This is a genomic window from Streptomyces sp. CRN 30 (assembly GCF_034105845.1).
The window spans coordinates 1-8,607 of the sequence record NZ_JAVRHI010000179.1 but is presented as its reverse complement, the minus strand read 5'-3'; the positions used below and the strand labels follow the sequence as shown (position 1 = coordinate 8,607).

Sequence of the window (8,607 nt, the reverse complement as noted above, 5' to 3'; positions counted from 1 at the left end):
CCGCGCGGGCGCGCGTCCGCGCGGCGGGCGGGAACGGGCGGGCCGGGTCCTCCGGGTGGGGTGGGCGCGGGGCGGGGCCGGTGCGGCAGGGGCGCATCCCGTGTCCTCTCGTCGTCGGTACGGGCAGCGATCTTTCTCAGTCCTCTTCGGCCCCTCGGGGCGCACCGGATGCGCCCCGGGCCGCCGGCCGTGGATCTCCGTCCTCGGCACACCCGGCGGTGGGCTGATGCCTTCCCCCGGCGCGGACCGCGCCACGCGCTCTTCGTCCGATCACCCGCGCCGCTCACCCGCTCGGCGGGCAGCGGCCGCCGGGCCTCCAGCGCGCCGTGCATCCGCGGGCGTTCCCGGAGCGGAATACTCCGCCGAGACCGCCGGACCGCCCGTGCGGTCCGGCGCCGGCCGACCGTCGCCGGGCCGTCCGGGCCGACGACGGTCACGGCCACGGCCACGACGGCCACCACGGCCACCACGATGGCCATGACCATGACGACAACAACGGCCTCGACGCGACGACGGCAGAAAGGGGTGGCGGGCGTGCCGGACGCGGACATCGTCATCGTCGGAGCGGGCGCGGCGGGCCTGTCACTGGCGCACCGGCTGCGCGCGCCGGACCCGCGCCGCACGGCGGCCGCCCCCTCCGTCGCTCTGGTCGGCCCTCCCCCGGGCCCGCTGCGGGTACCGGGCCGCACCTGGTGCTTCTGGGAGGCGGGACCGGGCCGCTTCGACCATGCGATGACGGCGTCCTGGCAGTGGCTGCGGGTGCGCGGCCCGGACGGCGCGGAGCTGCGGCGGCACATCGCCCCGCTGCGCTACAAGATGATCCGCTCGGACGACTTCGAGGCCCTGGTCGACCGCGACCTGGCCGGGCACCCGCTGACCCGGCGGGTCGAGGCGAGTGTCGCCTCGGTGGCCGACCGGTCCGACGGGACCGTACGGGTGAGCGGCACGGACGCCGCCGGCTCCCCCGTGGACCTGCGGGCCCGCTGGGTGTTCGACTCCCGCCCGCCGGAGCGCCCGCCGGCCGCCCGCACCCGGCTCCTCCAGCACTTCCGGGGCTGGTTCGTGCGGACCGAGCGGCCGGTGTTCGACCCGGGCGTGGTCGACCTGATGGACTTCCGCACCCCGCAGCCCGCCCACGGCCTCTCCTTCGGCTACGTGTTGCCCACCGGCCGCCGCACCGCGCTGGTGGAGTACACCGAGTTCGGTCCCGCGCCGCTCGGCACGGCCGCCTACGACCTCGCCCTCGACGACTACACGCGCCGGGTCCTCGGCACCGGCGCCACCCAGGTCCTCTCGACCGAGCAGGGCGTCATCCCGATGACGGACGCCGTCTTCGCGCGGCGGAGCGCCGGACGGGTCTTCCGGATCGGTGCGGCGGGCGGGGCCACGCGGCCGTCCACGGGGTACACGTTCGCCGCCGTGCAGCGGCAGTCGGAGGCCATCGCCGGTGCCGTCCGGGCGGGGCGCCGCCCGGTCCCGCCGCCCCCGCACGCGGCCCGCGCCCGGCTGATGGACGCGGTGCTGCTGCGGGCGCTGGACACCGGCCGGGTCGACGGCCCCGACCTGTTCTTCCGGCTCTTCGACCGCGTGCCGGTGGGCCGTCTGCTGCGCTTCCTCGACGGGCGGACCCGGCTGTGGGAGGACCTCGCGGTCGGTGTGCGCACGCCCGTCCTGCCGATGCTGCGCACCACGGCGGAACTGCCGTGGCTGCGCCGCTCCCCCTGAGATCCGCCACCCACCTGGAGCTGTGCGATGCCCCTGCTGCGCGACACCGCGCTGGCCACCGCGTTCGACCGCGGTGCCGACACCTACGACCGGCTGGTCGCGCTCAACCCCGGCTACCACGCCCACCTGCGCCGCTCGGCCCGCCGCCTGGCCGGGCTGACCGGGCTGACCGGACCGACCGGGCTGGCCGGGCCGACCGCGGCCGCCGTGGCGACCGGTCGTCCCGCCGGGGGCGCCCCGCGGGTGCTGGACCTCGGTTGCGGCACGGGGGCGTCGACGGCCGCGCTCGCCGCGGCGCTGCCCGGCGCGCGGATCACCGGGGTCGACGCCTCGGCGGGGATGCTGCGGCGGGCCCGTGCGAAGAGCTGGCGGGCCGGGGTGCGGTTCGTGCACGCGCCCGCCGAGGACCTGCACCGCGCCGACGTGGGCGGGCCGTTCGACGCGGTCTTCGCCGCGTACCTGTTCCGCAATGTCGCCGACCCCGACGCCGTCCTGCGTTCGGTGTTCGGGCTGCTGGCGCCGGGCGGCGGGCTGGCCGTGCACGACTACGCGCTCGGCGGGCGGCGCACCGACCGGCTCGTGTGCTCCGCGGTCTGCCAGGGCGTCGTACTGCCGCTGGGCACGGCGACCGGCAACCGGGAGCTGTACCGCCATCTGTGGCGCAGCGTGCTGGAGTTCGACACCGCGCCCGGCTTCGGCGCCCGGCTGGAACGGGCCGGGTTCGACGGGGTGCGAGTGCTGCCGCTGCCGGGCTGGCAGACCGGTGTCACCCACACCTTCGTCGCGCGGCGCCCGGCGGCGGACCGGGAGGAGGCCCGATGACCCGGCGCGGAACGGGAGTGCCCGGCCGGGACCGGCGGGCTCGGGCGCTGCCCGTAAGGCCCGGCCGCGCACGCGTCGCCGGTGAGCCGCCGTCGGTGGCGGTGGTCGGCGGCGGCATCGCGGGACTGGCCGCGGCCACGCTCCTCGCGGAGCGGGGCGTCCGGGTCGTCCTGCACGAACGCGAACCCGTGCTCGGCGGCCGGGTCGCCGGATGGCCCGTCGCGCTGCCGGACGGCACGTCCGCCACGATGAGCCGGGGTTTCCACGCCTTCTTCCGGCAGTACTACAACCTGCGGAGCCTGCTGCGCCGGGCCGACCCCGCGCTGGGGATGCTCACCGGGCTGCCCGACTACCCCCTCCTGCACGCCGACGGCCTGCGGGACGGGTTCCGGCGGGTGCCGCGCACGCCGCCGTGGAGCGCCCTCGGCTTCGTGGCGCTGAGCCCCAGCTTCGGGCCGCGCGACCTGCTGGCGCTCCGGCCCGCGGCGGCCCTGCCCCTGCTGGACATCAGCACACGGCGCGTGCACGAGCGGTGGGACCACGTGAGCGCGCACGACTTCCTGGACGCGCTGCGCTTTCCCGCCGCCGCGCGGCACCTGGCCTTCGAGGTGTTCTCCCGGAGTTTCTTCGCCGACCCCCGGGAGCTGTCGGCCGCCGAGATGGCGCTGATGTTCCACATCTACTTCCTCGGCTCCAGCGAGGGGCTGCTCTTCGACGTGCCCGACGAGCCGTATCCGCGAGCCCTCTGGGACCCGCTGGCCCGGCATCTCGCCGCGCTCGGCGCGGACGTACGGACGTCGTCACCGGTGGAGGCGGTACGCGGATCGGCGGCGGCCGGGTACGAGGTGGCCGACGCGGCCGGGGCCGCCCGGCGCCACGACGCGGTCGTCCTGGCGCTGGACGCCGGAGGGCTGCGGAGCCTCGTGGGCCGCTCGCCGGGGCTCGGGGACGCGGCCTGGCGGGAGCGGGTGGCACGGCTGCGGACGGCGCCGCCGTTCCTGGTGTCGCGACTGTGGCTGGACCGGCCGGTGGCGCCCGGCCGGCCCGGCTTCCTGGGCACCAGCGGGTACGGCACGCTGGACAACGTCAGTGTGCTCTCCGCGTGGGAGGGCGAGGCGGCGCGCTGGGCGGCGCGCACGGGGGGCTCCATCGTCGAACTGCACGCGTACGCCCTGCCGTCGACGGCCGTCCGGGATGTGGAGGAGAAGCGCCTGATCGACCAGTTGTACCGGGTGTACCCGGAGACCCGCCGCGCGCGGATCGTGGCCGAGCGGCACGAGTGGCGGGCGGACTGCCCCCTGTTCCCCGTCGGCGGCTACGCCGACCGCCCCACCGTCCGCACCTCCGACCCGGCCCTGGTGGTCGCCGGCGACCTGGTCCGCACGGACCTCCCGGTGGCCCTCATGGAGCGGGCGGCGACCTCCGGCTTCCTGGCCGCCGACGCGCTGCTGGAGCGGTGGGGGCTACGGGGCGAGCCCCTGTGGACGGTGCCGGACGGCGCCCGCTCACGGTTGCTGCGCGCACTGGCCCGCACGGTCCCGGACCCGGACACCAGGAGCACGCCCCGCCGCCGGAGCCAGGGTTAAAAGGCTGAGCGCCCGGCTCCGCGGTCGCCCGTGCGGTCGCGGTGGGTGAGGAGGCGCTGGACGCGTTGGAGGCCGTCGCCCCGGTGGCGGCGGAGTGCCGCGCGGGCCGCGTTGGCGCCGGGGGCGCCGTGGACGCCGCCGCCCGGGTGGGCGCCCGCGGAGGCCAGGTACAGCCCGGCGACGGGGGTCTCGGGGCGGCCGGTGCCGGGCACGGGGCGGAAGAAGAGCTGCTGGTGGATGGCGGTCGTACCGCCGTTGATCGCCCCGCCGTGGAGGTTGCGGTCCAGCGCCTGGAGCGTCGGCGGGGCCAGGACGCGCCGGGCCCTGACCAGCTTCCGGAAGCCGGGGGCGAACCGCTCCACCTGGCGTTCCACCCGGTCGGCCATGATCTCCCGCTCCTTGGCGTCCCAGCTCCCGGTGAGGCCCTCGTCGCCGGCGTCGCCCCGGACCTCGTGCGGGACGTGCGTGTACGCCCAGGCCGACTCCGTGCCGCGTGGCGAACGGGTCGGGTCGGACGTCGTCATCTGCCCGAACAGCGAGAAGGGCCGGTCGGGGACCTGGCGCTGGGAGATCTGGGCCATGAACCGGGTCAGTTCGTCGAGGCCGTCGGCCAGGTGCACCGTCCCGGCCCGCGCGGCCTCCTCCGCGCGCCACGGCACCGGCCCGTCCAGCGCCCAGTCGACCTTGAACGTGGCGAAGTCCCACTGGAAGCGCCGTACGTCGTCCAGTACCTGTTCGGGCAGGTCGGCCGCGTCGACGAGCCCGCCGTAGAGGTCGGGCACGGACACGTCGGCGAGCACCGCGCGGCGCGCGGCGACCGTCTCGCCCCCGGCGGTGACGACGCCGACGGCGCGCCGGTCCCGGACGACGACGCGCTCGACGCGCTCCCCGCAGCGCAGGGTGCCGCCGCGGGAGGTCAGCCGCCGCGCCAGGGCCGCGGTCAGGGCGCCGGAGCCGCCGACCGGTACGGGAAACCCGTAGGTCTGGCCGAGCATCGACATCAGCCAGCCGAAGCCGCCGCTGCCGGCGGACTCCGGGGAGAGGTCTGCGTGCAGCGCGTTCCCGGCCAGGAGCAGTCTGCCGCCCTCGCCGCGGAACTCCTCCTCCCCCATGCGGCGCACCGGCAGCAGCAGGTTGCGCGCCAGCCGCAGCCCGCCGCCGACCCGCAGCCTGAGGGCGAGCCGCGCGGCGGCCCGTACCGGCGGGAAGGGAGTGAACAGGGCGTCCAGGATGTCCGCCCGGTAGCGCTCCCAGACGTCGTGCAGCCGGTGCCACGCGTCGCCGTCGCCGGGCGCGAACGCGTCGAGGGACGCGGCGGTGGTGGTGACGTCGCGGTCGAGGACGGCGCACGTGCCGTCGCCGAGCGGGTGGGCCAGCACGTGCGGCGCGTGGCTCCACCGCAGTCCGTGGTCGCCGAGCCGCAGTCCGGCCAGGACCGGGGAGGCGGCGGCCAGCGGGTAGAAGGAGCTGAACAGGTCGCTGACGAACCCGTCCGCGACCGCCGTGTCGTGACGCGCCGCTCCGCCGGGTTCGGGCTGCTCCTCCAGGACGGCCACGCTCCAGCCGGCGTCGGCGAGCAGGTTGGCGGCGACGAGGCCGTTGGGGCCGGCGCCGATGACGACGGCGTCAGGCATGACCGGCCTCCGGTCGGGTGTGGGCGGCTCCGCGCGGCTTCCGGCCGTCCCGCTCCTCGCAGAGGTGCGCCAGCCTGGCGAGCATCGCGCGGTGGCGCAGGTGGATGAAGAGTTCCACCGCGGTGTTGTGGAGGGCGCCGCCGGGTCCGCGCAGCGGGTGCTCGTCGACGAAGATCAAGCAGTCGTCGCCCCAGGGCCGCAGTTCCAGGGCGATGCGCCCCGTGCCGAGCGGTCCGGCCTTGGCCTCCAGTTCCAGTACGGAGCCCTCTTCGCAGCGGCGCACGACCGTCTCGTTGGACAGCCGGGCGGGTCCGACGGGCATCTCGTAGTGGATGGTGGCCCCGACCTCGGGCCACCGTCCCCGCTGCGGGGTGACCTCGCAGGGTCCCACCACCCAGCGCACGTAGCTCTCGGGGTCGGCGAGGACCGCCCACACCGCTCGCGGGCTCGCCTGCACCAGTCGATGACGAACTGCCACGCGTATCTCCCATGTCCGTGACCCCGCGGTGTCTCCGCGCGCACTGAGTGCCCGTTCCTCGGCCCGGCAACCGCCGGCCCGGACGGGCCCGGACGTGGAAGACGCCCCGCGCGTGGCGACGGGGCGTACGGTGCCGTGGCGGTCAGGAGGACTCGGGCCGGCTGCCCAGGCTGTCCCGGAGCCGGTGCAGGCCGCGCCGCGCGTGGCTCTTGACGGTGCCGAGCGGCCAGCCGGTGCGTTCGGCGATCTGGGTCTGCGACAGGTCGTCGTAGTAGGCCATCCGCAGGACGGTCTGCTGGGCGGCCGGCAGTTTGACCAGTTCCTGCCCGATCACGAGCCGGTCGAGGACGACCTCGGGCCGTGCGCCGGGGTCGCCGGGCCGTACCGCGAGGGCGGCGCCCGCCGCCGCGACCAGTTCGGACTGCCGGGACCGGGCGGAGAGCGTGTCGGCGATCTTGCGTCGGGCGATGCCCATGAGCCAGTTCCGCTGCGAGCCCCGCTCGGGGCGGTAGCCGTGACGTCCGCGCCAGGCGGCGGCGAACACCTGCTGGGTGACGTCCTCCGCGTCCCGGGTGTCGCCCAGCATGCGCCGCGCCAGCGCCCGGACCAGCGGCGACCAGGCCCGGTAGGCGGCGGCCAGCTGCGCCTCCTCGCCCCGCGTGAAGGCGGTGCACCGCGCTGCTCGGCGCGGTGCGGCGGTCTCGGTGACGCTCATGTCCGCTCCTGAGTGAAGGCGACCCTGCGTGCGCCGGTGGCGCGCCCCGGGGGGACCGGGCGCCTCCGGTACACGCCATCGTCGAAATCGACCCGTGCGGCGGACAACTCGCATCGCTTCTGCGTCGTATCGGCCGTGCCGCCCGCGCGGGTCCCGCCGGGGCGGCGTTACGCGCCCGCTCCCCGGAGGGAGACATGAGGCACCGTCCGCGCCCGCGGACCACGTCAGGAGGCGACGTCGATGCGCGTGGAGCACGACCCGGAACTGCGGCGGGCGGTCGAGGCGGTGGCCGGTCTGCCCGCGTCGTGGACACCCGTCACGGAGCACGTCGCGCGCGGCCTGTGGCGGCTGCCGCGAGCGGCCGACGCCGTGACCCACGCGCTGACCGGCGACGGTCCCGCCGGGCGTGACCGGGGCTGGGTGATGGTACGGGCCCGGGTCGCCGAGGAGGTCGCCTCGGGGCGCGACTGGACCCGGGAGGCGGCCTGCTGGCTGGCGCGGGGCCGGGCGGACTGGCGGGAGTCGGTGCGGGTGACGGCCGACCTGGCGTGGCGCGCGCGGGCCGACGGGCACAGCGCGCTGGTCTTCCTCACCGGCGCCCATGTGGCCGGGACCGACCCCGGCGCCCCGTACGGCCGGGCCCTGTGGCACTGCTTCCTGACCACGCTGCGCTACGACTTCCGGTGCGGGGACATCGAGGAGTTCTTCTCACGACCCGGGGAGTTCCTCTCCGGCCCCGAGGAGTTCTTCTCCGGCGGGGCGGGCGGGGACCCGGCCGACGGCGCCGGAACCGATCCGTACGTCGCCGCCATGCGGGCCTTCGCCCTGCTGGGGCGGTCGCGTACCGCCGGGCTGCCGCTGCTGGAGGCGGTGCTGGCCCGTGCCGCCGACGACCGGAAGGTCGTCCACGCGCTGCTGCACGGCGTCTGGCTCGGCGAGGCGCTGCCCGGCCAGCCGGAGCTGATGCTCAGGCTGCTGGACTCGCCCGCGTTCGCGGCGGGCCTCGACGCCGAGGCCCTGTTCCGCAGGGCGTCGGCGCTGCGGCGGCTGCGGCGGTTCGACGAGGCGCTGGAGGCCGTGCAGTCCGCCATCGACGGGCTCGACCCGCGCGCGGTGACCGTGCACGCCGACTGTGTGCGCGAGCGCGCGCTGATCCTCATGGAACGCGACCTCCACCGGGACGCGCCCCCGCCGCGCCCCTGACACCTGTCAGGTACCCGACCGCCCGGTACCGGAGCGCCACGGGGCGGCACCGGTCGGCGCCGGTGCCGCGCATTTCGTCGCCGCATTGGCATGGACCTGTCGGCACCGCTCTGGCTAAGCTCTGTCCAACCCCTTGTGAGAGCGCTCTCAGACAGCGGTTGTTCCACCCCCACCTTGCTGGAACGACGAAGGGCAACTCCCGTGAGACGCAGCAGACTCAACCACGTCGGGCTGGCCGTCCTGCTCATGCTCGGCAGCTGGACGGCGGCCGGTTCCCTCCCGGCCGCCGCCGACGACACCCCCGCCGCCGTCCCGGAGGCGGCGGCCTCCGCCTCGCTCCTCGACGCGATGCGGCGGGACTTCGGCCTCGACCGGGCCGAGGCCGAGGACCGGCTCGCCGCCGAGCGGCGGGCCGCCGACGTGGCACCCGAGGCCCGCCGGGCC

The 8,607-nt window shown here is 76.5% G+C and carries 7 protein-coding genes and 1 pseudogene; 5 read left to right on the top strand and 3 right to left on the bottom strand.

What is annotated here, in order from left to right:
- Positions 1-483 precede the first annotated feature (483 nt).
- The 3 genes from UW392_RS18080 to UW392_RS18070 are packed head-to-tail and all read left to right on the top strand — an operon-like array spanning position 484 to position 4,133.
- Positions 484-1,725 carry a lycopene cyclase family protein gene (locus tag UW392_RS18080; RefSeq protein WP_320776049.1) on the top strand — a complete coding sequence of 414 codons (1,242 nt, stop codon included), beginning with the start codon at positions 484-486 and terminating at the stop codon, positions 1,723-1,725.
- Between the two features lie 27 nt (positions 1,726-1,752).
- A complete protein-coding gene (locus UW392_RS18075) occupies positions 1,753-2,547 on the top strand; it encodes a methyltransferase domain-containing protein (RefSeq protein WP_320776048.1) in 795 nt (264 codons plus the stop codon).
- On the top strand, positions 2,544-4,133 hold the full coding sequence (locus UW392_RS18070; RefSeq protein WP_320776047.1) for an FAD-dependent oxidoreductase: 1,590 nt from the start codon (positions 2,544-2,546) through the stop codon (positions 4,131-4,133). The genes UW392_RS18075 and UW392_RS18070 overlap by 4 nt, the downstream gene beginning before the upstream one ends.
- Here UW392_RS18070 and UW392_RS18065 read toward each other — a convergent pair.
- From UW392_RS18065 to UW392_RS18055, 3 genes are all read right to left on the bottom strand, one after another.
- Positions 4,130-5,767 carry an NAD(P)/FAD-dependent oxidoreductase gene (locus UW392_RS18065; protein ID WP_320776046.1) on the bottom strand — a complete coding sequence of 546 codons (1,638 nt, stop codon included), beginning with the start codon at positions 5,765-5,767 and terminating at the stop codon, positions 4,130-4,132. The genes UW392_RS18070 and UW392_RS18065 overlap by 4 nt on opposite strands.
- On the bottom strand, positions 5,760-6,245 hold the full coding sequence (locus tag UW392_RS18060; protein WP_320776045.1) for an SRPBCC family protein: 486 nt from the start codon (positions 6,243-6,245) through the stop codon (positions 5,760-5,762). The genes UW392_RS18065 and UW392_RS18060 overlap by 8 nt, the downstream gene beginning before the upstream one ends.
- Positions 6,246-6,387: 142 nt before the next feature.
- A complete protein-coding gene (locus UW392_RS18055; protein WP_320776044.1) occupies positions 6,388-6,960 on the bottom strand; it encodes an RNA polymerase sigma factor in 573 nt (190 codons plus the stop codon).
- A gap of 240 nt (positions 6,961-7,200) precedes the next feature.
- On the opposite strand from UW392_RS18055, the gene UW392_RS18050 reads away from it, so the two are divergent.
- Positions 7,201-8,163 carry a hypothetical protein gene (locus UW392_RS18050; RefSeq protein WP_320776043.1) on the top strand — a complete coding sequence of 321 codons (963 nt, stop codon included), beginning with the start codon at positions 7,201-7,203 and terminating at the stop codon, positions 8,161-8,163.
- A 201-nt stretch (positions 8,164-8,364) separates the two neighbouring features.
- Positions 8,365-8,607 (top strand): annotated as a pseudogene (locus UW392_RS18045) (S1 family peptidase); the annotation flags it as partial.

Bases quoted from the DNA above. Each gene is read 5' to 3' on its own strand.
- UW392_RS18080 (WP_320776049.1), top strand. From the start codon at position 484: ATGACGACAACAACGGCCTCGACGCGACGACGGCAGAAAGGGGTGGCG.
- UW392_RS18065 (WP_320776046.1), bottom strand. From the start codon at position 5,767: ATGCCTGACGCCGTCGTCATCGGCGCCGGCCCCAACGGCCTCGTCGCC.
- UW392_RS18070 (WP_320776047.1), top strand. From the start codon at position 2,544: ATGACCCGGCGCGGAACGGGAGTGCCCGGCCGGGACCGGCGGGCTCGG.
- UW392_RS18055 (WP_320776044.1), bottom strand. From the start codon at position 6,960: ATGAGCGTCACCGAGACCGCCGCACCGCGCCGAGCAGCGCGGTGCACC.
- UW392_RS18050 (WP_320776043.1), top strand. From the start codon at position 7,201: ATGCGCGTGGAGCACGACCCGGAACTGCGGCGGGCGGTCGAGGCGGTG.
- UW392_RS18075 (WP_320776048.1), top strand. From the start codon at position 1,753: ATGCCCCTGCTGCGCGACACCGCGCTGGCCACCGCGTTCGACCGCGGT.